Origin of the sequence: Kitasatospora sp. NPDC086791, from assembly GCF_040685975.1 — a bacterium.
GTDB lineage: Bacteria > Actinomycetota > Actinomycetes > Streptomycetales > Streptomycetaceae > Kitasatospora.
On record NZ_JBFBOC010000008.1, the window covers coordinates 230,050 to 252,623 of the forward strand.

Genomic DNA, 22,574 nt, shown 5'->3' on the forward strand with positions numbered 1-22,574 from the left:
GAGCTGTCATCGTTCATCCAGCTCATCGTGATCGAACAGGCGCCCAGGGTGACCAATTCGGCGGCCTGGCGGGCGGTTTCCCAGCCTTGGGGCTCGGCAACCCCTGACTTTCCCGGCCTGCCGAACGATCAGAACCGGTCACCGGCCGACAGATTCGTTCAACAACCCCGGATGGTCCTGCCACGAAGGGGAGTTCGCCCGTACGAGCGGCCAGGTCAGAGCCCTGGTTGACGTCCGCTCACCCGCACGTGCGGGCCCGCCGGGTGACCTCGCGGAAGCGCGCGCGAGGGCTCCGGCGAAGGGATTCCGGGAGATTCCCGAGGGATGTCGGAGGGATGTCGGAGGGGGTCCCGAGGGCTTTCGAGGGAGCTCAGGCGCGCCGGCGACGGCGGTGCAGCGCCACCCCGGCCGCCGTCGCGCCGGCCAGCACCCCGACCGCGGCCGCCGCCGGCAGCCCCACCCGGGCCGCCTTCCGTCCGGTGCGGAAGTCCCGGACCCGCCACCCCTGGGCCCGGGCGTGGCGGCGCAGCGCGCCGTCCGGGTTCACCACGTACGGGTGGCCGACCAGCGAGAGCATCGGGATGTCGTTGGCCGAGTCGCTGTACGCGGCGCAGCGGTCGAGGTCGAGGCGCTCGCGGCGGGCCAGCGCGCGCACGGCGGCGGCCTTCGCCGGGCCGTGCAGCATGTCGCCGACCAGGCCGCCGGTGTAGAGGCCGTCCCGGGCCTCGGCGACGGTGCCGAGCGCGCCGGTCATGCCGAGCCGGCGCGCGATGATCCGGGCGACCTCCAGCGGGGCGGCGGTGACCAGCCAGACCCGCTGGCCCGCGTCCAGGTGCATCTGGACCAGGGCGCGGGTGCCCGGCCAGATCTTGTCGGCGACGACCGGTTCGAAGATCTCCTCGCAGATCTCCTCCAGGTCGGCGGTGCGCTTGCCGGCGACGATCCCGAGGGCGGTGTGCTTGGCGTCCGAGATGTGGTCCGGGTCCTCGGCGCCGTGCAGCCGGAACCAGGCCTGCTGCCAGGCGAAGCGGGCGATGTCGCGGCGGGTGAGGAAGCCGCGGCGGTAGAGGCCGACACCGAGGTAGAAGATCGCGGCGCCGCGCAGGATGGTGTTGTCGCAGTCGAAGAAGGCGGCGGCACGGGGGTCGTCCGGGTCCGGGGTGTGGTTCTCGGCCGGGGCCTTCGGGGCCTTCCCGGGCCTGGCTTCGGCGGTCGCGTCCCCCGGCGCCTCCCCGGTGGCGGGCGCGTGCGTCGCGGGGGCGTCCGGCGCGAGGGTGGGCGCGGGCGTGGGCTCGGCGCGCAGCGCGGCCTCGGCGGCGGCCTCGCCGGCCAGGGCGCTCCGCTCGCCGGTGGAGCGTCTCGCCTGGGTGAGCCTTCGGAGCACGGCCATGGCACCGAGCATAGCCAGCCGGGCGCGGAGCGGCCGTGACGGTGCCGTGCCCGTGAGGTGAACAGCTCGACCGGCGGGGGCGGGCGCGGCCCGGGCGCGCGCCCCCGCCGACCGCGGGCGCCGGGTCCGGGCGGCCCGGGGACGAGCGGGCGGGTGGCGCAGAATGGGGCGGTGAGCCCACTGCTGCGACGCAAGAACCCCCGGCCGGCGGACCGGACCGTGACCCTGGTCGGCAAGCCCGGTTGCCACCTCTGCGACGAGGCCCGGGAGGTGATCGTCCGGGTGGCGGGCGAGCTGGGCGCGTTCTTCGAGGAGAAGGACATCACCCAGGACGAGGAACTGTTCCGCCGCTACTGGGAGCAGATCCCGGTCACCCTGGTCGACGGCCGTCAGCACGACTTCTGGCGGGTCGACGAGCGGCGGCTGCGCGCGGCCCTGGGCGGCTGACCGGCCGTCCGCGCGGGCCCCCGCGCCCCCGCCACTCGGCGGGGGCGCTTCGCCGAATCGTTGCCAAAGACACTCCGTTTCGGCTTCGGAAGGGGCGGGTTGGTCGGCTTACGATCGAACGCGTTTGCGCCCATGGGGGGCTGAGCACACGAGGAGTGCCGCCATGCTTCCCGGTCGTACCCCAGGGACGCCCGAAGCCCCGTCCGGGGCCCCGGGCTTCGCCGTGGTGGACGTGGAGGCGACCGGCCGCAGCCCGTGGCGGCACCGGGTGGTCGAGGTCGCGGTGGTACTGCTCGACGAGCGGCTGCGCCCCGAGGGGGAGTTCGCCACCCTGCTGGATCCGCTGGGCCCGGTCGGCCCGACCCACGTGCACCGGATACGCCAGTGCGACGTCGAGGGCGCCCCGCGCTTCCGCGAGATCGCCCCGCGACTGCTGGAGCTGCTGGCCGGCCGGGTGCTGGTCGGCCACCACGTCAGCTGCGACCACGCCTTCCTCGATCGCGAGTTCGCCCGGATCGGGGTGCCGCTGCCGCCCGTCCCGCTGCTGTGCACGATGGAGCTGGCCCGCGTCCACCTGCCGGAGGCCCGCAGCCACGGCCTGGCGGCCTGCGCGGAGGCGGCCGGCCTGGGCTGGTACCCGGCGCACACCGCGCTGGGCGACGCCCGGGTGACGGCCGAGCTGCTGCGGCACTGCCTGCGTGCCCCCTCCTGCCCGCCGGACCGCTGGGCCGGCCCGCTGCGCGAGGCGGCCCGGCTGCCCTGGCCCCGGCTGGGCCGGGCCCGCTCCCGCCCGTCCGGCGCGGCCGTCCCGCTGCTGCGCCGGGAGGCGCCGCACGGCCCCTGGCTGCCCGATGCCCGGGCCCCGGAGGTGGTGCTGACGCAGGCCGGTGCTATGGGTTCGACGGCGTGATGCGCATCACTGTGCGGGGACAAATCGGACACCATCTTTGTGCACACGTTCACAAACGCATAGCCTGGCTGCCAAAGCCCAGCTTCACCCACAGGAGCACCGTGGCAATCGGCCGATCACCACAGAGCAGTTCGCAGGCGCCCGACCAGGGCGCCGCGCGCCGACCCGCGCGTGCCCGGGGCATCCCGGAGGCGACCGTCGCCCGGCTGCCCCTCTACCTGCGGGCCCTCACCGCGCTCTCCGAGCGCTCGGTGCCGACCGTCTCCTCCGAGGAGCTGGCCGCCGCCGCCGGCGTGAACTCGGCCAAGCTCCGCAAGGACTTCTCCTACCTCGGTTCCTACGGCACCCGCGGCGTCGGCTACGACGTCGAGTACCTCGTCTACCAGATCTCCCGCGAGCTCGGCCTGACCCAGGACTGGCCGGTCGTCATCGTCGGCATCGGGAACCTCGGCCACGCCCTCGCCAACTACGGCGGCTTCGCCTCCCGCGGCTTCCGGGTGGCCGCCCTGCTCGACGCCGACCCCAACGTGGTCGGCAGCAGCGCGGCCGGCCTGCCGGTGCGCCACATGGACGAGCTGGAGTCGATCGTCGAGAGCCAGCACGTCTCGATCGGTGTGATCACCACCCCGCCCGGCGCCGCCCAGCAGGTGTGCGACCGGCTGGTCGAGGCCGGCGTCACCAGCATCCTGAACTTCGCCCCGACCGTGCTGACCGTCCCGGACGGCGTGGACGTGCGCAAGGTGGACCTCTCCATCGAGCTGCAGATCCTCGCCTTCCACGAGCAGCGCAAGGCCGGGGAGGAGCCGGACGACCGCGCCGAGTCGGTGCTCGACCGCGCCCCCGGCCCGGTCCGCGCGGCCGCCGCCAAGCTGCGCCGCGCGGCCGGCGGCAGCGGCAAGGGCCGCGGCACCGCCGAGTCGGCCGCCAAGGACCAGGCCGAGCCGGCCAAGGGAAAGTCCGCCAAGGGCGACGGGGATCTCTCCGCGGTGATGCCCGCATGAACACCGAGAGCTGTGAGGGGCGGGCATGAGCCTTCTCGTCGTAGGGCTGAGCCATCGCACGGCCCCGGTCGGGGTGCTGGAACGCGCCGCGCTGACCGGTGACGTGCCGACCCGGCTGCTGCACGACGCGGCCGCCACCGCGACCGTCGGCGAGGCCGCGCTGGTCAACACCTGCAACCGGATCGAGCTGTACGCGGACGTGGACAAGTTCCACGCCGGCGTCGCCGAGCTGTCGCTGCTGCTGGCCCACCACAGCGGGGTGGACCTGGAGGAGCTGACCTCCCACCTGTACGTCCACTACGAGGACCGCGCCGTCCACCACCTCTTCTCGGTGGCCTGCGGCCTGGACTCGATGGTGGTCGGCGAGGGCCAGATCCTCGGCCAGCTGCGCGACGCCCTGGCCAAGGCCCAGGAGGAGCACACCGCCGGGCGCGGCCTGAACGAGCTGTTCCAGCAGGCGCTGCGGGTCGGCAAGCGGGCGCACAGCGAGACCGGTATCGACAAGGCCGGCCAGTCGCTGGTCACGTTCGGCCTGGAGCAGGTCGCGGCGGGCGCCGGCGAGATCGCCGGCAAGCGCGCGCTGGTGGTCGGCGCCGGCTCGATGAGCTCGCTGGCCGCCGCCACCCTGGTCCGCTCCGGCGTGACCGACCTGCTGATCGCCAACCGGACGCCGGCCCGCGCCGAGCGGCTGGTCGAGATCCTCGGCCCGGACGTGGCCCGCACCCTGGACCTCGCCAAGGTGCCGGAGGCGCTGGCCGACGTGGACCTGGTGATCTCCTGCACCGGCGCGGCCGGTGTGGTGATCAAGGCCGAGGACGTGGCCGCCGCGGTGGCCCTCCGCGCCGCCTCCGAGCCGCTCGCCCTGCTCGACCTGGCCATGCCGCGCGACGTCGACCACGCCGTGCACGAGCTGTCCGGCGCCCTGCTGGTCGACCTGGAGAGCCTCTCCCACGCGCACGCCGCCACCCCCGGCGCCGGCGACGTGGACGAGGTCACCCGGATCGTCGCCGACGAGGTGACCGCCTTCGGCGCCGCCCAGCGGGCCGCCCGGATCGCCCCGACCGTGGTCGCGCTGCGCTCGATGGCCTCCGACGTGGTCGCCGCCGAGCTGGGCCGGCTGGAATCCCGGCTGCCCGACCTGGACGAGCGCTCCCGCGCCGAGATCGGCCAGGCCGTCCGCCGCGTGGTCGACAAGCTGCTGCACGCCCCGACCGTCCGGGTGAAGCAGCTGGCCGCCGAGCCCGGCGGCGCCTCCTACGCGGACGCCCTGCGCGAGCTGTTCGACCTCGACCCGGCGGCCGTGCACGCGGTGTCCGGAACGCCCGTCGGCAGCGTGCCCCAGCCCTCCGCCGGGGGCACCAGATGAACCGTCAGCCATCCCACGAGTACCACCGGGACGATCACCTCATGAATGGTCAACCGATCACGGAGCAGCCCTCGGCCGCCGCACCCCTGCGGCTCGGCACCCGGCGCAGCGCCCTCGCCATGGCCCAGTCGGGCATGGTGGCCCGCGAGGTGACCAGGGTCACCGGGCGCGCCGTCGAGCTGGTCGAGATCACCACCTACGGCGACACCTCGCGGGAGGCGCTGGCACAGATCGGCGGCACCGGCGTGTTCGTCTCCGCGCTGCGGGACGCGCTGCTGGAGGGTCGGATCGACTTCGCCGTGCACTCGCTCAAGGACCTGCCCACCGCCGCCCCCGAGGGCCTGGTGCTGGCCGCCGTCCCCGAGCGCGAGGACGTCCGGGACGCCCTGGTCGCGGCCGAGGGCCTGAACCTGGACGAGCTGGTGGAGAAGCTCGCCGGGTCCGGCCGCACGGCCCGGATCGGCACCGGCTCGCCCCGTCGGATGGCGCAGCTGAACGCCTGGGCCACCGCCCGCGGCGCCCAGCTGGAGACCGTCGCGATCCGCGGCAACGTGGACACCCGGATCGGCTACGTGACCGGCGGCGAGCTGGACGCGGTGGTGCTGGCCACGGCCGGCCTGAACCGGCTCGGCCGCGGCGCCGAGATCTCCCAGCACCTCGACCCCGAGCTGATGGTCCCGGCCCCCGGCCAGGGCGCGCTCGCGATCGAGTGCACCACCGCCGACCCGGCCCTCACCGCCGCGCTCGCGGCCCTGGACCACGCCCCCACCCGGGTCACCGTGGCCGCCGAGCGCGCCCTGCTGGCCACCCTGGAAGCCGGTTGCTCGGCGCCGGTGGCCGCGCTGGCCACCTGGGGCCGGCCGAACGAACTGCGGCTGGACGGCGTGGTCGGCAACCCCGACGGCTCCGCCCTGCTGAAGATGTCCGCCAACGGTCCGATCGTCCTCGACGAGTCCGCCGAGCAGCAGGCGGCGGCCCTCGGCCGCGCGCTGGCTGACCGGCTGCTCGCCGGGGGCGCGGCCGCCCTGATGGGGGAGCGAGCCCGATGAGCCCCACCGCCGCCACCGACGCCCTGTTCCCCGCCGGGCAGCCCGCCACCGGACGGTGCACCTTCCTGGGCGCGGGCCCCGGGGACCCGGGGCTGCTGACCCTGCGCGCGGTCGAGGTGCTGTCCACGGCCGACGTCCTGGTCGCCGACCCGCTGACCGCCGCCGCCGTGCGCAGCCACTGTCCGGCCGCCGTGCAGGTGCACAGCCCGGCCGCCGAGGGCACCGACTTCGACCTGGCCAAGCTGGTCTCCGAGGCCGTCCGCTCGGGCAAGCACGTGGTCCGCACCGTCGACGGCGACCCCGGCCTGGACGGCTGCGCCGCCGAGGAGATGCTCAGCTGCGCGGGCGACGGGATCCCCTTCGAGGTGATCCCGGGCGTCGCCCAGTCGGTCGGCGTCCCGGCGTACGCGGGCGTCCCGCTGCGGGCCGGCGCCGGCACCGACGTGCGCTTCGTGGACGGCGCCCAGCTGCTGTCCGGCGGTCCGGTGGACCTGGGCGCGCCGGAGACCACCCTGGTGGTCCGCACCACCCTGGGCCAGCTGCCGGCCACCGCCAACGCGCTGGTCTCCAACGGCCGCAAGCCGGAGTCCGCGCTCAGCGCGACGCTCTCCGGCACCACCACCCGCCAGCGGACCTTCACCTCCACGCTGTCCGGCATCGCGGCCGACCTGAAGGCCGCCCGGGTGCTGCCCTCGCCGGTCTCGGCCCCGGTCGACCCGGCCACCTCGGTGATAGCCGTGGTGGGCGAGCAGGTCGCCCACCGGTCCTCGCACTCGTGGTTCGAGACCAAGCCGCTGTTCGGCTGGAACGTCCTCGTGCCGCGCACCAAGGAGCAGGCCACCGGCCTGTCCGAGCAGCTGCGCTCGTACGGCGCGGTGCCGCAGGAGGTGCCGACCATCGCGGTCGAGCCGCCGCGCACCCCGCAGCAGATGGAGCGGGCCATCAAGGGCCTGGTCACCGGCCGCTACGAGTGGATCGCCTTCACCTCGGTGAACGCGGTGCGCGCGGTCCGGGAGAAGTTCGAGGAGTACGGCCTGGACGCCCGCGCGTTCGCCGGGATCAAGGTCGCGGCGGTCGGCGAGACCACCGCGCAGGCCCTGGTGGACTTCGGCGTGAAGCCGGACCTGGTGCCCTCCGGCGAGCAGTCCGCCGCCGGTCTGCTGGAGGACTGGCCGCCGTACGACCCGGTCTTCGACCCGATCGACCGGGTGCTGCTGCCGCGCGCCGACATCGCCACCGAGACCCTGGTGGCCGGCCTGGTCGAGCTCGGCTGGGAGGTCGACGACGTGACGGCGTACCGGACGGTGCGCGCCTCGCCGCCGCCGGCCGAGACCCGCGAGGCGATCAAGGGCGGCGGCTTCGACGCGGTGCTGTTCACCTCGTCCTCGACCGTCCGGAACCTGGTCGGCATCGCGGGCAAGCCGCACAACGTCACGGTCATCGCCTGCATCGGCCCGGCGACCGCCAAGACCGCCGAGGAGCACGGCCTGCGGGTCGACGTGATGGCCCCGGCGCCGTCGGCGGCCGCGCTGGCCCAGGCGCTGGCAGACTTCGGAGCCAAGCGCCGCGACACCGCGACGGCCGCCGGTGAGCCGGTCTACCGGCCCAGCGAGCGCCGCCCGGGTTCGCGCCGCAAGGCCCGCTGAGGGCCCGCCCCAACTCCCGGCCGGGGGCGACGAGTCGCCGCCCCCGGCACTGCACAACCGTTCGGAGAGAGAAGCCGTGTCCGCTGAATTCCCGTACGTACGCCCCCGTCGGCTGCGCCAGAGCCCGGCGATGCGCCGCCTGGTGGCCGAGACCCGGCTGCACCCGGCGGAGCTGATCCTGCCGCTGTTCGTCCGCGAGGGCGTCAGCGAGCCCGTCCCGGTCACCTCGATGCCGGGCGTGGTCCAGCACACCCGGGACACCCTGCGCAAGGCCGCCGTGGAGGCGGCCGAGGCGGGCCTGGGCGGCCTCATGCTGTTCGGCGTCCCGGAGGTGCAGGACGCCACCGGCAGTGAGGGCACCAACCCGGACGGCATCCTGCAGCAGGCGATCCGGGACGTGGTCTCCGAGGTCGGCGACTCCCTGGTGATCATGTCGGACCTGTGCCTGGACGAGTACACCGACCACGGCCACTGCGGCGTGCTGGCCGCCGACGGCGGCGTGGACAACGACGCCACCCTGGAGCGCTACGCCGAGATGGCCCGGGTGCAGGCCGACGCCGGTGTCCACCTGGTCGGCCCCTCCGGCATGATGGACGGTCAGATCGCCGTCATCCGGCGGGCGTTGGACGAGGCCGGGCACCAGGACGTGGGCATCCTGGCCTACACCGCCAAGTACGCCTCGGCCTTCTACGGCCCGTTCCGCGAGGCCGTCGGCTCCTCGCTCAAGGGCGACCGCAAGAGCTACCAGCAGGACCCGGCGAACGCCCGTGAGGCGCTGCGCGAGCTGGAGCAGGACCTCGCCGAGGGCGCCGACCTGGTGATGGTCAAGCCGGCCATGGCCTACCTCGACATCCTGCGCCAGGTCGCCGACGCCTCCCCGGTGCCGGTCTCCGCGTACCAGGTGTCCGGCGAGTACGCGATGGTCGAGGCGGCCGCCGCGAACGGCTGGATCGACCGGGAGCGGATGATCATGGAGACGCTCACCTCGATCCGCCGGGCCGGCGCCGAACAGATCCTCACCTACTGGGCCGTCGAGGCCGCCGCGATGCTGTAATTCGCCCGCTCGGGCAGCGGCTCGCGACCTGTCGGTCCGCCGCGCACACGCACGCAGAAGGCCGGGCCGCTCCCCGCGGGGAGCGGCCCGGCCTTTCCGTTCGCTACATCCAGCCCTTGGTGTGGGCGAAGCCCCCGCCGCCGCCGATGATGTCGGTGGAGGTGGCGGCGATGCCACCGAACCCGCCGGCGGCGGTGTCCGTGGTGTGGGCGATGCCGAAGCCCTCGGCCGCCAGGAACGGCTGGTCGGCGGAGGCGGCGAACGCGCCGCCGCCGACCAGGCCGGTGTGGGCGAAGGCCGGGGTGGCGGCACCCGCCAGCGCCAGTGCGGCGGTGGCGGTCAGCGCGGCCTTGGCCAGCATGCTCTTCATGGTTCTGCCCTCTCTCTGGGAGCGCCCCCGCGGGCGCTCTGACACGTGTTCACATCCGGCCGCCGGGCCCGGCGCCCCACGCGCCGGGCCGGGCGGCCGGTCCACCCGGCCGGTCCGCGCTGCCGCGGCCGGCCGGACACCTCGTCCGCCAAGCCCGGAGGGCCCGGGGAGACCTTCCTCCCCGGGCCCTCCGTCCGTGCCGTGCCCCGTGATCAGCCGATCAGGTGCGAGACGCCCGCGTCGCCCGAGGACTGGGTGTTCTGGCCGACGTTGCAGATCTGCTTCGGGGTGCTGTTCAGGACCGGAACCTCGACCGGAACCGCGACGCCGATCACGGCGACGGCGATGTTGTGGACCTCCGGCAGGCAGATGTTCGCGTTGTCCAGGGTGTGGAAGTTCGGGCTGCCGTTGCCGTGGGTGCCGGTCTGGTTGGTGCCGCCGTTGCCCTGGACGGAGGTGGCGGCGCCGTCCGAGTCGACGATGGCGGAAGCCGAGCCGGCGGACATCGCGATGGCGGCGGCGGCCAGGCCGGCGGCGGCGAGGGACTTCTTGATCATTTCCGGTGTTCCTCTCAAGGGTGAATCGGGGAGCGATTCGAGGGTGGATCAGAGGGGGTGGTGCAGGAGGGTGGTGCAGGGGCAGCTGAGCGGAGCGTCAGCCGATCAGGTGGGACACGCCCGCGTCGCCGTGGCTCTGGGTGCCCTGGCCCTGGGTGCAGTACTGCTTGCCGCCGCTGTTGGCGATCGGGACCTCGACCGGGACGGCCACGCCGAGCACACCGACGGCGATGTTGTGGATCTCGGGCAGGCAGACGTTCGCGTTGTCCAGGAAGTGGAAGTTCGGGCTGTTGTTCCCGACCGTGCCGGTGAAGTTGGTGCCGCCGTTGCCCTCGATGGAGGCGGCGGCACCATCCGCGTCACCGATGGCCGAGGCGGGCGCGGCGGCGGCGGCCAGCGCGGCGACGGCCAGGCCGGCAGCGGCGAAGGACTTCTGGATCATGGGGAGATCCCTCTCTGAAATGCTCTTGGATTCCTTGCGTGCAACGCGTAGAACGCTCAGACCCGGTCTGCAGTCACTGACGTCCAGATCAAAGAATGACGGCACGGAAGGTTACGGGGTTTTTTGAAAAGAGTCCGGGAGGCGCGACGCGGGATGGTTTCCGGTCGGATTATTAGGCCGAACCGGCTAACCGGCGCAATCCGCACTCCCGGTCACTCGTTGAGGCAGATTGCTTTCCGGCTGCGCCCCCGCAGCCTCAGTGATCCCCAGTACGGACAGCAGAACGGTGAAAAGCATGAAGTTCTCCAAGCGGGCCGGCGCGATGCTGCTGGCGGTCGGTGCGGGCGTGCTCGCCTCCCAGGGGGCGGCCTCCGCGGCCCCGGTCGGCCCCGACCAGGTCGGAGCCCTGGAGGACGCGCTGGCCACCCAGCAGGTCCCGGCGGAGGTGCCGCTCACCCCGCTGGGCAGCCGGCTCTCGGCCGGCATCCCGACCTCCCTGCTCATGCCGCCGGTGCCCAACCGCACCACCAGCACCAGCACCGAGCTGATCCCGGAGCGGATCGTCCCGCAGCTGAGCACCGGCAAGGTCGGCCCGAGCGCCAAGGCCGAGCTGCCGCTCCCGCTGCTCGACCAGGGCGCCGACCTCGGTCAGGTGCTGCTGGACGCCCCGGCCGCGCCGCTGCACGCCGACACCCCCGGGGTCAGCCTCGGCAAGCCGCTCTCGCTCGCCCAGGACGGCGCCGGCCAGCTCGCCGACGGCCGGCTCAAGGTGGGCGAGGTCGACCCGCGGCTGCTCACCGGCGCCGTGCAGGCCGTCCCGGGGGCCAGCGCCAGCCTCGGCGGAGAGGACCACCGGCTCTCGGTCGCCGACGAGGTCGGCGACCTGACCACGACCACCGCCGCGACCGCCACCGAGGTGGTGGGGCAGACCGGTCTGGCCGACCCCGCGGCCACCACCGCCACCGCCACCGGCGTGGTCCGGCAGATCGGGCTGACCGACCTGACCCGGCTCTGACCCCGCTCCCACCCCGCGCGCCGGCCGGGTTCCGTCCCGGTTCCGGCCCGGCGCCCGGCACGACCGGAGCCCGGTGCCCCACGCCTGCGAGCGGGGTACCGGGCTCCGGTGCGTCCGACTGAGTCCGGTGCGGCCGGTCCGTCGCGCGTCCGGACGGTCAGCCGGGCAGCACGCCGGTCAGCCCGCCGACCAGCGGCAGGTCCTTGACGCCGCCGCCCGCGCTCAGCGGGCCGGTCAGCGTGCCGGTGCCGACCGGGGCCAGGCCCTGGTCCGGCTGGACGGTCGCGCCGTTGTTGAGCACGTCGGCGGAGGAGTTCGCCCACGGGTCCAGGCGCAGGCTCTTGATCGGCGCGATGCCGTAGCCGAGGCCGGAGGTCGTCCCGTTCAGCGCCTGGCCGACATCGGTCCTGGCCAGCGTGGCCGGCCCGGCCGGGGCCTGACCGGCCGGGCCGGTGGCCGCCTGCGCCGTACCGGCGCCGAGCAGGACCGCGGCACCGACGGCGGCGGCCAGGCCGGCCCCGCTCTTCTTCGAAACCATGCGGATCACCCTTCGGTGGATCGGGGGTCCCGGACGGCCGTCCGGGGATGCCGAACTGCCCCCCGGCCGACTGGTCGGGGGGCAGGACGGCCGGATCACGTGCCGATCGGGGATCAGCAGTTGTCCGCCGGCGGCGGGGGCAGCTCGACGTTGGCGCAGCTGTTGCCGAAGGCCGGGTTCAGCAGGCCGATCACGTTGATGCTGTTGCCGCACAGGTTGACCGGGATGTGCACCGGCACCTGGACCTGGTTGCCGGAGGCGACACCGGGGGAGCCGGCGGCGACGCCCTCCGCGCCCGAGCTGGCGGCGGCGGAGCCCGCCGCGCCCAGCACCAGGCCGGCAGCGGCGGCGGAGAGGACGGCGGCCTTCTTCACGTTCTGCATGGGGGTTGATCTCCTCGATCACACACGGGTGGAGCGTGCCGCGCCCCGGCGCTGCGGGGCGCGGCACGGGCACGGTGAATCAGCTGTCGCCGGTGCGGCGACCGCCGGTTCAGCCGATGTTGGCGCAGGTGTTGCCGAACGCCGGGTTCAGGATGCTGATGACGCCGATGCTGTTGCCGCACAGGTTGACCGGGATGTGCACCGGGATCTGGATCTGGTTGCCGGAGAGCACGCCGGGGGAGCCGGCGGCGACGCCCTCGGCGCCCGAGCTGGCGAACGCGCCGCCGGCGGCACCGAGCACCAGACCGGTGGCGGCCAGGGACAGGACGGCGGCCTTCTTGAGGTTACGCATGTTCTTTCCTCCGATTTCTGCCCGACGGCAGGGAAGTGTCGGGAGTCGGGCGAGCATGAATACTCACCCGAAGGCTTCAGGGATTTCCGTGATTGTCACTCGGGCGGCGCACACCGGCGTGTTCCGCCCATGGCGCGGGCGTGGACGCAGCCGCCGTAGTTGCAGCGCCTCTCGAAATCCCTTCCCGCACGGCCGGGAAAGGCTTCGGACAAAGGCGCGACCGGAGGGAATTCCCGGTCAGACGTTCCGGCGGGGATCGCCGGGCGCCGCGTTCGGGAGGCCCGCCACGTCGATCGAGCCGCCGGTGGCCGCGGTGCCGACGACGGCGTGGGCGAGCTTGCGCATGGGCGGTATCTCGATTCGTGTGTAGGGGCCGGTGGACCGGCTTCCGTCAGGGAGAACGAGGCGCGGCGCTCGGGGAAACGGCCCGGCCGAAGTCGATCACCCGAATGCCGACCGGGGGCGCCGTTGCTCCGGACGGGTGACAGTGCGCGCACCGTCGCAACCGGTGCGGGGAGGTCTCGTTCTTGATGTCGCACTCCCCGTGCATCTCTGTTTGAACAGTCAGGAGGCTCGCATGAGCATCAAGAAGACCGCCGCCGTCGGCGCGGCTGTGGTGGGCATCGTGGCCGCCGGCGCCGGCACCGCGATGGCCAGCTCCGGCGCCGAGGGCGTCGCCGCCGGTTCCCCCGGTGTCATCTCGGGCAACCAGATCCAGGTTCCGGTGCACGTTCCGGTCAACCTGTGCGGCAACACCATCGACATCGTCGGCCTGCTCAACCCGGCGTTCGGGAACCACTGCGCCAACGTGGGCTGAGCCCGCATCCGGTTCGGCCGGTGTGAGCCGTCGCTCCGCGCTTCCCTCCTGGGGCGCGGGGCGGCGGCTCTTCGCTTGCCGGCCCGGCCCTTCGCTCCTCTGCGGCGTGCAGGGGATCTGCCCTTCCGTCAGGTCCCGGCGCGTCACAAGCCTTGTTGTACTACTTGTCAGTTCCTAGAATCCGAGTCCTGCTCACCTTTCCAGCTCCTCTCTTGCTCCGCGCCGCTCGGTGCCCCGCCCGGGCGGTCCCCCCACCCCCGCAAGGAGTCGCTCGTGATCAGGTCCCGACTGTCGGCGGCACTCGCCACCGGCGCCCTCGTGGCCACCCTCGGCCTGGCCGGAGCCCCCGCTGCCCTCGCCGCTCCAGCCCCGGTCCCGGCGCCCGCCGCCGCCAGGCCGGCCGCGGTCGTCGCCCTCGGCGACAGCGCCATCTCCGGGGAGGGCGCCGGCACCGACACCAACGACGGTTACTTCCCGGAGACCGACAGCTCCACCAACTACTGCCACCGCCACCCCAAGTCGGAGATCTTCGTCACCGACATCCCCGGGGTCACCCCGATCGACCTCGCCTGCTCCGGCGCCCAGACCGGCGACCTGGTCAGCGACCCCGAGCTGGCGAAGATCACCGGCCCGGGCAGCGGCGACTTCGGCGAGCCCAAACAGGACGTCAAACTCGCCGACGCGGCCTCCAAGTACGACGTCAAGCTGGTCGTGGTGACGATCGGCGCCAACGACGACTTCGACTTCAGCGGCGTCATGATGCACTGCCTGGCGCAGTACTTCCCGATCCCCAAGGACCAGGGCTGCCGGGACACCATCGGCAGCGACGAGATCCGGCGGCGCGCCAAGGGCGTCCAGCCCAAGGTCGTCGCGGCGCTGCAGAACATCCGTCAGACCATGCGCGGGGCGGGCTACGCCGACTCCGCGTACCAGCTGGTCTACCAGTCGTACTTCAATCCGATCACCCCGGACATCCGGCGCAACGACTACCTCGGCAAGATCGCCGACGGCTGCCCGGCCTTCCCCGAGGACCTCGCCTGGGGCCACAACTGGGTGGTGCCGACCTTCAGCGACGCGCTGCGCGGCGCGGCCGAGCAGGTGCCCGGCGTCCGGTACCTGGACCAGCGGCGGGTCGCCTTCGGGCACGAGGTCTGCGCGGAGTGGACCAGTTCCCCCTACGAGTACAGCAACGGGGACGTCATCAACCTCTCCGAGTGGGTGCGCAACGGCTGCGACTCGCAGATCGGCATCCCCGGGCTGTGCATGAACATGGTCCGCCAGTCGTACCACCTGCGGGTGGCCGGCTACCGCGGCGAGGGCGTCTGCCTCGGCCAGTTCTACGCCCGGCCCGAGCTGGCCCAGGCCTACTGCACGCTCGACCAGCGGAACACCACGTCGATCCAGCCGCTCACCCCGGGCAAGCCCTTCGGCGACGCCCCGGAGGACGGCGCCTGGTACCAGCTGACCAACGCGGCCACCGGCAACGCCCTGGACCTCACCGGCGGCGGCAGCTACGGCGACTCCACCAACGGCCGGGCCGCCATCAGCTACCCGGCCGGCGGCGGGCTCAACCAGTCCTTCGTGCTGGAGGCCAAGGCCGGCGGCAGCTACGAGCTCGACTTCAGCGGCAACCGCGACATGTGCCTGGACGCCAACGCGGCCTCCACCGCCCCCGGCACCCGGATCCAGCAGTGGCGCTGCAACGGCGGCGGCAACCAGCACTGGGTGTTCGAGCCGGTCGGCGACGGCCGCTACAAGATCGCCGACTCCCAGGACCGCGGCAAGGTCCTGGCCGTCGGCAGCACCCTCGATGCCAAGGGCAACCCCTGCGTCGAGCTCGCCACCGACACCGGAGCCGCGAACCAGCTCTGGCAGCTCAGCAAGCTCGGCATCGTCTACGTCAAGGGCTGACGAGGCTTCCCGACCAGGCCCGCCGGCACCGCTCAGACCGCCGCCGCCCCCGACCGGGCGGCGGCGGCCGCGCCCAGCGGGTACGGCGTCTCCACCGGCAGCAGTGCCGGGTCCCGTTCCACCCGCACCCGCCCGGCCAACCCGGTGACATCCGTGATCCGCCGGATCCACTCGTCCGCGTACCGCCGCACCGCCTCGCCGCGCAGCCCGATCTGGATCGTCCGGTGATCCAGCGGCCGCAGCCGCAGGTCGCGCTCCGGGTCCCACTGCACCCGCACCGGGCTCTGCCGCAGCTCCCGCTTCCACGCTGCCCGCGACTCGTGCGCCCGGCCGGTGTAGCCGCTCAGCACCGCGCGCTCCAGCGCCCAGTCGAAGCCCTCCCGGCTGATCTCCAGCGCCAGCACCCGCTCCTGCCCCGGGCTCCTGCCCCAGTCGCTGCGGTGCATCGTCCAGAGGAACGACGGCTTGATCCAGGTCATCCGGTCCCGCTCGAACGCCTCCGGGAACCGTCCCTCGGCCGCCGCGGGCCCGGCGATCGCGGGCGGGAAGGCCTGGTAGACGGTGATCGTGTCGGCGGTGTGCGCGGCCCGGATCCGGCGCGTCGACGGGGTGTTCGGCATGCCCGGAATCGTCGCGGGCACCCCGGTCGGGGCGCCAGGGGTTTTCCCGCCGGGCGGGGGACGGCGGGGCGGGCGGGGGGCGTGCCGTAGGCTCACGGGAAAATCGTTGCGCCGGAGCCGCGCGGACCACGAGCGGGGCGGGGAGTACCCAGAGCAGATGAGCACGGCATCGAGCACCGAGTCGTCCAGCACCGAGCCCGGGACGCCCCCCGCGGCGACTCCGGCGCCGTCCGAGGATCGGACCGGCCGGACGCCCGGCCGCTTCGGCGTGCTGGTGGACCGCTTCGCACCCGCGCTGGGCGCGTACGCGGTGGTCAAGGCCACCGGCCTGACCGTCTTCATGCTGCTGCTCTCGCACACCGGCGACTACCTGAACAAGCAGCCGGGCCGCGGCGGCGGCGCCAACCCCTGGGACGTGCTGAGCACCTGGGACGGCGTCTGGTACCAGCGGATCGCCGAGAACGGGTACGACCCGCAACTGATCCCGCTGCACGGGTTCCCGCTCGCGACCTACTACGAGAACTCGGCCGCCTTCTTCCCGCTCTACCCGTGGCTGATGCGGCTGGTCGGCGCGGTCACCGGGCTCGGCTCGTACGGCTCCGGGATCGCGGTCTCGGTGCTCGCCTCGCTGGTCGCGGCGGCCGGGATCTTCGCGATCGCCGAGCGGCTCGGCGGCTTCCGGGCCGGGGTGACGGCCGCGGTGATCTGGGGGCTGTTCCCGGGCTCCGGCGTGGAGTGGGCGGTCTACTCCGACTCGCTGTTCGTCGCGCTGTCCGCCTGGGCCTGCTACTGCGTGATGACCCGTCGCTGGCTGACCGCCGGCGCGCTGGCGCTGGTCGCCGGCCTCAACCGGCCGACCGCCGCCGCGCTGATCGCGGCCGTCTCGATCGCCGCACTGGTCGCGCTGGTCCGCCGCACCGACGGAGTGGCCCGCCCGCTGACCGCGATGCTGATCACGCCCTGGGGCCTGGTCGGCTACGTCGCCTGGGTCGGTTGGCGGATGGGCGACTGGGGCGGCTACTTCAAGCTCCAGCGCGGCGCGTGGAACCGCTACTTCGACGGCGGCGCCTCCACCCTCCGCACGATCATGGACGTGATCACCGGCCACTGGGACTTCTGGCAGTCCAACCCGGTGCCGGACCTGATCGCCATCGCCCTGCTGATCGCCCTGCCCGGCCTGCTGGTGCTGCTGTGGCGAGCCCGGCCGCCGCTGGTCCTGTGGGTGTACACCGCGCTCACCATCGCCACCGCGCTGAGCAGCAACCAGATCTTCGGCAACATCTCCCGCTACCTGCTCCCGGCCTTCCCGCTCTGCATCGGCCTGGCGTTCGCGCTGCGCAAGGTGCGGACCCCCTCGCTGATCGGGCTGTTCGCGATGCCCGCCATCGCGGCCGGCTGGTACGCCGGCTATGCGCTGTTCGAGTTGGGCATCCCGTAGACCCGGCGTTGGTTGGCAACGGGATCATCCGGCAGCAGACGGGCCGTTGCTAATCTCGGACGTATGACGACGATCCCGCCCGTGCGCCAGATCCGCGACATCTCCGGCTTGCTGGACCACGCGAGCCACGTGCTGGCGACCCGGATGGCGGCCGCCTTCACCGAGCTCGGGATCACTCCGCGCGCGTACTGCGTGCTGTTCCACGCGCAGGAGAGCGAGCGCACCCAGATCCAGCTGGCCGAGCTGGCGGACCTGGACAAGACCACCATGGTGGTCACCGTCGACGAGCTGGAGAAGGCCGGGCTGGCCGAACGCCGCCCGTCCGCGAACGACCGCCGGGCCCGGATCATCTCCGTCACCGAGGCGGGCGAGCGCGCCGTCGCGGAGGGCACCGCGATCGCCGACCGGGTGCACCGCGAACTGCTGGAGTCGTTGCCGCGGCCCGAACGCGAGGCCTTCGTGTCCGCCCTGACGCACCTGGTGGGCGGTCTCCTCGCGGAGCCGGTGGAGAGCGAACGCACCGTCCGCCGTGCCCGCCGGGCCCGCGGCTAGCGGTACTCCGGTCCGCCCGGCGACTGTTGACGGTCACCCTGCTGACGGCCCCCCACCGGGAGGTGGCGGAGCGTCAGATCCCCTCGTCTCGGACCGCGTTCGGCGGCGTCCGGCGCCGGTGTTACGGCCAGACCAGGCAGTACAGCTGGTGCCCGGCCTCGTGCAGGCGGTTGGCGAAGTCCTGCCACTCGTGCAGCATGCTGTAGATCACGAAGGCGTCCCGCGGTCCGCGTCGGTCCGGGACGGTGGACCAGATGAAGGCGGCCGCGCCGAGTTCGGTCTCGTCGGCCTTGCGGAGCGGTTCGACGACGTTGTGGGGGAGCTGGACGACGGCGTAGTCCGGGTGCAGCACGACGAGTTCCAGCGGGGGCACCTGGTGCAGCGGGACGCCCTGGATGCCGGTGAGGACCATCGCGCTCATGGTCTCCGGTTTGATCTTGGTGGAGAGGTGGCCGGTGGGGGAGCCGCTGGTCTCCATCAGGTCGCCGAGCCGGCCCAGCGAGCCGAGTTCGCCGGCGTCCAGCCCGAGCCCGCCCGGTCCGAGGGCGGTGGGGACCCTGGCGGCGGTCGCGCGGTCGGGGGCACCGAAGTACTTGTACGTCACCCCCACGCGTCCCTCACCCCGCCTCTCGCCGCCGCGGCGACCACGACCCGTACCCGCTCCCGTACCCCCGCGTGCGGCCTCGGCGGGCCGGCGGGAGCCCCCCGCGGCCTCGTCGTAGCCGTCCTGCGCCTCGGACACTCGGACCATCCTCACCGGAATTCGCCGGAATCGACAGACCCCCGCACGTCCGGCGTCCCACCGGACGTGCTCCTTACCCGTCATGCGCCGCCGTACCCACCCACGGTACGCGGCAGTCCTCTCCACACCCCTGCACACAACCGGAGCGCTCGCGCACTCTGTGTAGACAGTCTGACTGGTCCGTCCAGCGGGGCAGTCAGCGGCCCCGTCGGTACGGACTGTACGGACAACCGTACAGACGACGGTGCCCGGATCATCGTTCCAGATGATCGGGTCCGACATGCAGAGGGCAAGGACACGATTTGAGACCATGTCTTTTGTGAGCTACCCCTACGAAGCCCCCCAGTCCCAGTCGTTGTTCGACCGTGCCTCCGTGGTGACGCCCGGCGGTGTCAACTCCCCGGTGCGCGCCTTCCGCGCGGTCGGCGGCACGCCGCGCTTCATGGTGTCCGGCACCGGCCCCTACCTCACCGACGCCGACGGCCGCGAGTACGTCGACCTGGTGTGCTCGTGGGGGCCGATGATCCTCGGCCACGCGCACCCCGCGGTGATCGACGCCGTCCAGCGGGCCGTCGCCCACGGCACCTCCTTCGGTACGCCCGGCCAGGGCGAGGTCGAGCTGGCCGAGGAGATCGTCGCCCGGGTCGCCCCGGTCGAGCAGGTCCGCCTGGTCTCCTCCGGCACCGAGGCCACCATGTCCGCGATCCGGCTGGCCCGCGGCTTCACCGGCCGGGCCAAGGTCGTGAAGTTCGCCGGTTGTTACCACGGTCACGTGGACGCCCTGCTGGCCGCCGCCGGTTCCGGCGTGGCCACCTTCGGCCTGCCGGACACCCCGGGCGTCACCGGAGCCCAGGCCGGCGACACCATCGTGCTGCCGTACAACGACCTGGCCGCCGTCGAGCGGGCCTTCGCGGCCAACCCGGGCGAGATCGCCTGCGTGATCACCGAGGCCTCGCCCGGCAACATGGGCGTCGTGCCGCCGCTCCCCGGCTTCAACGCGGGCCTGGCCCGGCTCTGCCGGGAGAACGGCGCGCTGTTCGTCTCCGACGAGGTGATGACCGGCTTCCGCGTCTCCAAGGCCGGCTGGTACGGCCTGGAGGCCGCCAACGAGGGCTGGGCGCCGGACCTGCTGACCTTCGGCAAGGTCATGGGCGGCGGCTTCCCGGCCGCGGCCTTCGGCGGCCGCGCCGACGTGATGGCGCACCTGGCCCCGGCCGGCCCGGTCTACCAGGCGGGCACCCTGTCCGGGAACCCGATCGCCACCGCGGCCGGCCTGGCCCAGCTGCGCGGCTGCACCGACGAGGTGTACGCGACGGTGGACAAGGTCGCCGCCGAGATCTCCGGCCTGGTCTCCGAGGCGCTCACCAAGGAGGGCGTGACGCACCGGCTGCAGACCGCCGGGAACATGTTCTCGGTGTTCTTCACCGAGGCCGCCGTCACCGACTACGACCAGGCGAAGACCCAGGAGGCGTACCGTTTCACCGCCTTCTTCCACGCGATGCTGGCCGAGGGCGTCTACCTGCCGCCGTCCGCCTTCGAGTCCTGGTTCGTCTCGGCGGCCCACGACGAGCGGGCGATCGAGCGGATCGCCGCCGCCCTGCCGGCCGCCGCGCGCGCCGCTGCCGCCGCCACGGCGTAGGCCGGACCGGCCCCAGTCCACCCCGAGTCCCAGGAGCAGTCGAGAAGTGAGCGCCAAAGAGATCACCGTCGTCCACCTGATGCGGCACGGTGAGGTGCACAACCCGGAGGGCGTCCTGTACGGGCGCCTGCCGGACTACCACCTGTCCGAGCTGGGCCGGCGGATGGCCGACCGGGTGGCCGAGGACCTGGCCGGCCGGGACATCGTCCACGTGGTGGCCTCGCCGCTGGAGCGGGCCCAGGAGACCGCCGAGCCGATCGCCAAGGCGCACGGCCTGGACACCGCCGCGGACGAGCGGCTGATCGAGGCGGAGAACGTCTTCGAGGGCAAGACCTTCGGCGTCGGCGACGGCTCGCTGCGCAACCCGGCGTACTGGAAGTACCTCACCAACCCGTTCAAGCCCTCCTGGGGCGAGCCGTACCTCGACCAGGTGGTGCGGATGATGGGTGCGCTCGGCGCCGCCCGGGACGCCGCGCGCGGGCACGAGGCGGTCTGCGTCAGTCACCAGCTGCCGATCTGGACCGTCCGCTCCTTCGTCGAACGCCGCCGGCTCTGGCACGACCCGCGCAACCGGCAGTGCTCGCTGGCCTCGCTGACCAGCTTCACCTTCGAGGGCGACAAGATCGTCTCGGTCGGCTACCGCGAGCCGGCCCGCGACCTGCTGCCCGCGCACCTGGTGGGCAAGGGCCGCAAGGGTGACAAGCCGGTGGGCAAGAGCTTCGGCGCCTAGCCGCTGCGAGCGGCCTGCGAGCCGCGTGCGAGCGGCGTCACACGCCCGCGCGCACGGCGCGTAAGTGGTGCGTAAGTATGACTTCGGGTCACCCGGCGTACGCCGGGTGACCCGATTTCGTCGCAGGTCAGAGGGGGTGCGACGCGCAAGGCAGGGCCCCCCCGAACCTGCCCGGAACTCCATGCGAAACTTTTCACATGTCTGCCATGACGCGCCCCCGTCCCCGTGTCGCCGCAGCCGCCGTGGCCACCGCCGCGGCCGCCGCGCTCGCCCTCACCGGCTGTTCCTCCTCGGGTTCGGCCGGTAGCGGCGAGGGCCAGGTCGGCTTCGTCACGGTCAAGGGCACCAACCTGGCGAAGGTGGACGCCGGCAAGCGCGGGGACGCGCCGGACATCTCCGGGGACACCCTGGACGGTGGCCAGACCAAGCTCTCCGACTACCGGGGCAAGGTCGTCGTGCTGAACATCTGGGGCTCCTGGTGCGGCCCGTGCCGTGCCGAGGCGAAGAGCCTGCAGGCCGTCGCGGACAAGTACAAGGACCAGGGCGTCCAGTTCCTCGGCGTCAACACCCGGGACACCGAGAAGGGCAACGCGGTCCGCTTCGAGCAGGAGCAGGGCATCACCTACCCGAGCATCTTCGACCCGGCCGGCACCCAGCTGCTGAAGTTCCCCAAGGGCAGCCTCAACTCGCAGTCCATCCCGACCACCCTGATCGTCGACCGCGACGGCAAGCTGGCCGCCCGCGCCGTCGGCGGCACGACCCAGGACGCGCTGGAGTCGATCCTGCAGCCGGTGGTCGCGGAGCAGAAGCAGTGAGCCTGCCGCCGCTGCACCAGGCCGGACTCCAACTGGCCGACACCACCTCGACCGTCCAGAGCGGCGCGCTGCTGGTCGCCGCCCCGGTCGCGCTGGCGGCCGGTCTGGTGTCGTTCTTCTCGCCCTGCGTGCTGCCGCTGGTCCCCGGCTACCTGTCGTACGTCACCGGCTTCTCCGCCGCCGACCTCGCGGACGCCCGCGGCTCGCGGCGCGGCCGGATGCTGCTCGGCGTGGTGCTGTTCATCCTCGGCTTCACCGCGGTCTTCGTCTCCACCGGCGCGCTCTTCGGCTACTTCGGCCAGGAGCTGCAGGACTACAAGCGGACCATCAACATCGTGCTGGGCGCGCTCACCGTGGTGATGGGCCTGGCCTTCATGGGCCTGGTGCCCGGGTTGAGCATGCGCGAGGTCCGCTCCCACCGCCGTCCGGCGGTCGGCCTGCTGGGCGCCCCGATGCTCGGGGTGGTCTTCGGCGTCGGCTGGACGCCCTGCATGGGACCGACCCTGACCGCCGTGCAGAACCTCGCGCTCAACCAGGCCGACGCCCAGCGCGGCGCGCTGCTGACGACCTTCTACTGCCTGGGCCTCGGCGTACCGTTCATCCTGGCCGCGCTGGCCTTCCGCCGGGCGCTCGGCGCCTTCGGCTGGGTCAAGCGGCACTACCCGCTCGTCATGCGGATCGGCGGCGGCATGCTCGTCGTGGTCGGTCTGCTGCTCGTCACCGGGATCTGGGACTCCTGGATGAGCGAACTGCAGTCCTGGACCGCCGACTCCTCGATCGGAATCTGACC

Annotated in this window: 25 protein-coding genes; 16 read left to right on the forward strand and 9 right to left on the reverse strand. The window is 73.2% G+C overall.

What is annotated here, in order from left to right; translation table 11 throughout:
* Nucleotides 1–370: 370 nt before the first annotated feature.
* The gene (locus AB0Q99_RS14820; protein ID WP_363571619.1) at nucleotides 371–1,390 is read right to left on the reverse strand and encodes an HAD-IB family hydrolase; all 1,020 of its coding nucleotides are present in this window, start codon (nucleotides 1,388–1,390) and stop codon (nucleotides 371–373) included.
* A gap of 171 nt (nucleotides 1,391–1,561) precedes the next feature.
* Here AB0Q99_RS14820 and AB0Q99_RS14825 point away from each other — a divergent pair, with 171 nt between their 5' ends.
* The 7 genes from AB0Q99_RS14825 (at nucleotide 1,562) to hemB (ending at nucleotide 8,863) form a co-directional block, all read left to right on the forward strand.
* Nucleotides 1,562–1,837, forward strand: a complete 276-nt coding sequence (locus AB0Q99_RS14825) for a glutaredoxin family protein (protein ID WP_363571621.1) — start codon at nucleotides 1,562–1,564, stop codon at nucleotides 1,835–1,837.
* A 163-nt stretch (nucleotides 1,838–2,000) separates the two neighbouring features.
* Nucleotides 2,001–2,747, forward strand: a complete 747-nt coding sequence (locus AB0Q99_RS14830) for a 3'-5' exonuclease (protein ID WP_363571623.1) — start codon at nucleotides 2,001–2,003, stop codon at nucleotides 2,745–2,747.
* 107 nt (nucleotides 2,748–2,854) lie between these two features.
* Nucleotides 2,855–3,748 (forward strand): redox-sensing transcriptional repressor Rex, encoded by an 894-nt coding sequence (locus tag AB0Q99_RS14835; protein WP_363571693.1) that lies wholly within the window; start codon nucleotides 2,855–2,857, stop codon nucleotides 3,746–3,748.
* A gap of 25 nt (nucleotides 3,749–3,773) precedes the next feature.
* The gene (locus AB0Q99_RS14840; RefSeq protein ID WP_363571625.1) at nucleotides 3,774–5,114 is read left to right on the forward strand and encodes a glutamyl-tRNA reductase; all 1,341 of its coding nucleotides are present in this window, start codon (nucleotides 3,774–3,776) and stop codon (nucleotides 5,112–5,114) included.
* A 41-nt stretch (nucleotides 5,115–5,155) separates the two neighbouring features.
* Nucleotides 5,156–6,163 (forward strand): hydroxymethylbilane synthase, encoded by a 1,008-nt coding sequence (gene hemC, locus AB0Q99_RS14845; RefSeq protein WP_363571627.1) that lies wholly within the window; start codon nucleotides 5,156–5,158, stop codon nucleotides 6,161–6,163.
* On the forward strand, nucleotides 6,160–7,809 hold the full coding sequence (locus AB0Q99_RS14850; protein ID WP_363571629.1) for a bifunctional uroporphyrinogen-III C-methyltransferase/uroporphyrinogen-III synthase: 1,650 nt from the start codon (nucleotides 6,160–6,162) through the stop codon (nucleotides 7,807–7,809). The genes hemC and AB0Q99_RS14850 overlap by 4 nt, the downstream gene beginning before the upstream one ends.
* A gap of 76 nt (nucleotides 7,810–7,885) precedes the next feature.
* Nucleotides 7,886–8,863 carry a porphobilinogen synthase gene (hemB, locus tag AB0Q99_RS14855; RefSeq protein ID WP_363571631.1) on the forward strand — a complete coding sequence of 326 codons (978 nt, stop codon included), beginning with the start codon at nucleotides 7,886–7,888 and terminating at the stop codon, nucleotides 8,861–8,863.
* A 103-nt stretch (nucleotides 8,864–8,966) separates the two neighbouring features.
* Here the strand turns inward: hemB and AB0Q99_RS14860 are convergent, their stop codons facing one another.
* The 3 genes from AB0Q99_RS14860 to AB0Q99_RS14870 all read right to left on the reverse strand — a co-directional run bounded on the left by AB0Q99_RS14860 (nucleotide 8,967) and on the right by AB0Q99_RS14870 (nucleotide 10,232).
* The gene (locus AB0Q99_RS14860; RefSeq protein ID WP_363571633.1) at nucleotides 8,967–9,233 is read right to left on the reverse strand and encodes a hypothetical protein; all 267 of its coding nucleotides are present in this window, start codon (nucleotides 9,231–9,233) and stop codon (nucleotides 8,967–8,969) included.
* A 212-nt stretch (nucleotides 9,234–9,445) separates the two neighbouring features.
* Nucleotides 9,446–9,790: a rodlet layer protein gene (locus tag AB0Q99_RS14865; protein WP_121174808.1), complete on the reverse strand. Its 345-nt coding sequence runs from the start codon at nucleotides 9,788–9,790 to the stop codon at nucleotides 9,446–9,448.
* A 97-nt stretch (nucleotides 9,791–9,887) separates the two neighbouring features.
* Nucleotides 9,888–10,232: a hypothetical protein gene (locus AB0Q99_RS14870; RefSeq protein ID WP_030232098.1), complete on the reverse strand. Its 345-nt coding sequence runs from the start codon at nucleotides 10,230–10,232 to the stop codon at nucleotides 9,888–9,890.
* Nucleotides 10,233–10,527: 295 nt separating this feature from the next.
* On the opposite strand from AB0Q99_RS14870, the gene AB0Q99_RS14875 reads away from it, so the two are divergent.
* Nucleotides 10,528–11,247 carry a hypothetical protein gene (locus tag AB0Q99_RS14875; protein ID WP_363571635.1) on the forward strand — a complete coding sequence of 240 codons (720 nt, stop codon included), beginning with the start codon at nucleotides 10,528–10,530 and terminating at the stop codon, nucleotides 11,245–11,247.
* Nucleotides 11,248–11,404: 157 nt separating this feature from the next.
* On the opposite strand, the gene AB0Q99_RS14880 is transcribed toward AB0Q99_RS14875, so the two are convergent.
* The 3 genes from AB0Q99_RS14880 to AB0Q99_RS14890 form a co-directional block, all read right to left on the reverse strand.
* A complete protein-coding gene (locus tag AB0Q99_RS14880) occupies nucleotides 11,405–11,785 on the reverse strand; it encodes a hypothetical protein (RefSeq protein WP_363571637.1) in 381 nt (126 codons plus the stop codon).
* A 113-nt stretch (nucleotides 11,786–11,898) separates the two neighbouring features.
* On the reverse strand, nucleotides 11,899–12,168 hold the full coding sequence (locus AB0Q99_RS14885; protein WP_363571639.1) for a chaplin: 270 nt from the start codon (nucleotides 12,166–12,168) through the stop codon (nucleotides 11,899–11,901).
* Nucleotides 12,169–12,277: 109 nt separating this feature from the next.
* Nucleotides 12,278–12,520 (reverse strand): chaplin, encoded by a 243-nt coding sequence (locus AB0Q99_RS14890; protein ID WP_363571641.1) that lies wholly within the window; start codon nucleotides 12,518–12,520, stop codon nucleotides 12,278–12,280.
* 577 nt (nucleotides 12,521–13,097) lie between these two features.
* Between AB0Q99_RS14890 and AB0Q99_RS14895 the strand changes: the two genes are divergently transcribed.
* Nucleotides 13,098–13,337, forward strand: coding sequence for a chaplin (locus AB0Q99_RS14895; protein ID WP_350521601.1), 240 nt, complete (start codon nucleotides 13,098–13,100; stop codon nucleotides 13,335–13,337).
* 273 nt (nucleotides 13,338–13,610) lie between these two features.
* Nucleotides 13,611–15,248 carry an RICIN domain-containing protein gene (locus AB0Q99_RS14900; RefSeq protein WP_363571643.1) on the forward strand — a complete coding sequence of 546 codons (1,638 nt, stop codon included), beginning with the start codon at nucleotides 13,611–13,613 and terminating at the stop codon, nucleotides 15,246–15,248.
* Between the two features lie 32 nt (nucleotides 15,249–15,280).
* Here the strand turns inward: AB0Q99_RS14900 and AB0Q99_RS14905 are convergent, their stop codons facing one another.
* A complete protein-coding gene (locus AB0Q99_RS14905; protein ID WP_363571645.1) occupies nucleotides 15,281–15,868 on the reverse strand; it encodes a DUF4291 domain-containing protein in 588 nt (195 codons plus the stop codon).
* 157 nt (nucleotides 15,869–16,025) lie between these two features.
* Here AB0Q99_RS14905 and AB0Q99_RS14910 point away from each other — a divergent pair, with 157 nt between their 5' ends.
* Both AB0Q99_RS14910 and AB0Q99_RS14915 read left to right on the forward strand, forming a co-directional pair.
* A complete protein-coding gene (locus AB0Q99_RS14910) occupies nucleotides 16,026–17,306 on the forward strand; it encodes a glycosyltransferase family 39 protein (RefSeq protein ID WP_363571647.1) in 1,281 nt (426 codons plus the stop codon).
* 63 nt (nucleotides 17,307–17,369) lie between these two features.
* A complete protein-coding gene (locus AB0Q99_RS14915; protein ID WP_363571649.1) occupies nucleotides 17,370–17,858 on the forward strand; it encodes a MarR family transcriptional regulator in 489 nt (162 codons plus the stop codon).
* A gap of 121 nt (nucleotides 17,859–17,979) precedes the next feature.
* Here the strand turns inward: AB0Q99_RS14915 and AB0Q99_RS14920 are convergent, their stop codons facing one another.
* Nucleotides 17,980–18,468: a hypothetical protein gene (locus tag AB0Q99_RS14920; protein ID WP_030055696.1), complete on the reverse strand. Its 489-nt coding sequence runs from the start codon at nucleotides 18,466–18,468 to the stop codon at nucleotides 17,980–17,982.
* Between the two features lie 442 nt (nucleotides 18,469–18,910).
* Here AB0Q99_RS14920 and hemL point away from each other — a divergent pair, with 442 nt between their 5' ends.
* From hemL to AB0Q99_RS14940, 4 genes are all read left to right on the forward strand, one after another.
* Entirely contained in the window at nucleotides 18,911–20,239 is a 1,329-nt protein-coding gene (gene hemL / locus AB0Q99_RS14925; protein WP_363571651.1) for a glutamate-1-semialdehyde 2,1-aminomutase, read from the forward strand.
* 79 nt (nucleotides 20,240–20,318) lie between these two features.
* Nucleotides 20,319–20,969: a histidine phosphatase family protein gene (locus tag AB0Q99_RS14930; RefSeq protein ID WP_363571695.1), complete on the forward strand. Its 651-nt coding sequence runs from the start codon at nucleotides 20,319–20,321 to the stop codon at nucleotides 20,967–20,969.
* A 197-nt stretch (nucleotides 20,970–21,166) separates the two neighbouring features.
* Complete coding sequence (locus AB0Q99_RS14935) at nucleotides 21,167–21,784, forward strand: TlpA disulfide reductase family protein (RefSeq protein ID WP_363571653.1); 618 nt, start codon at nucleotides 21,167–21,169, stop codon at nucleotides 21,782–21,784.
* Nucleotides 21,781–22,572: a cytochrome c biogenesis protein CcdA gene (locus tag AB0Q99_RS14940; protein ID WP_363571655.1), complete on the forward strand. Its 792-nt coding sequence runs from the start codon at nucleotides 21,781–21,783 to the stop codon at nucleotides 22,570–22,572. Before AB0Q99_RS14935 ends, AB0Q99_RS14940 begins: the two co-directional genes overlap by 4 nt.
* Nucleotides 22,573–22,574: the final 2 nt, after the last annotated feature.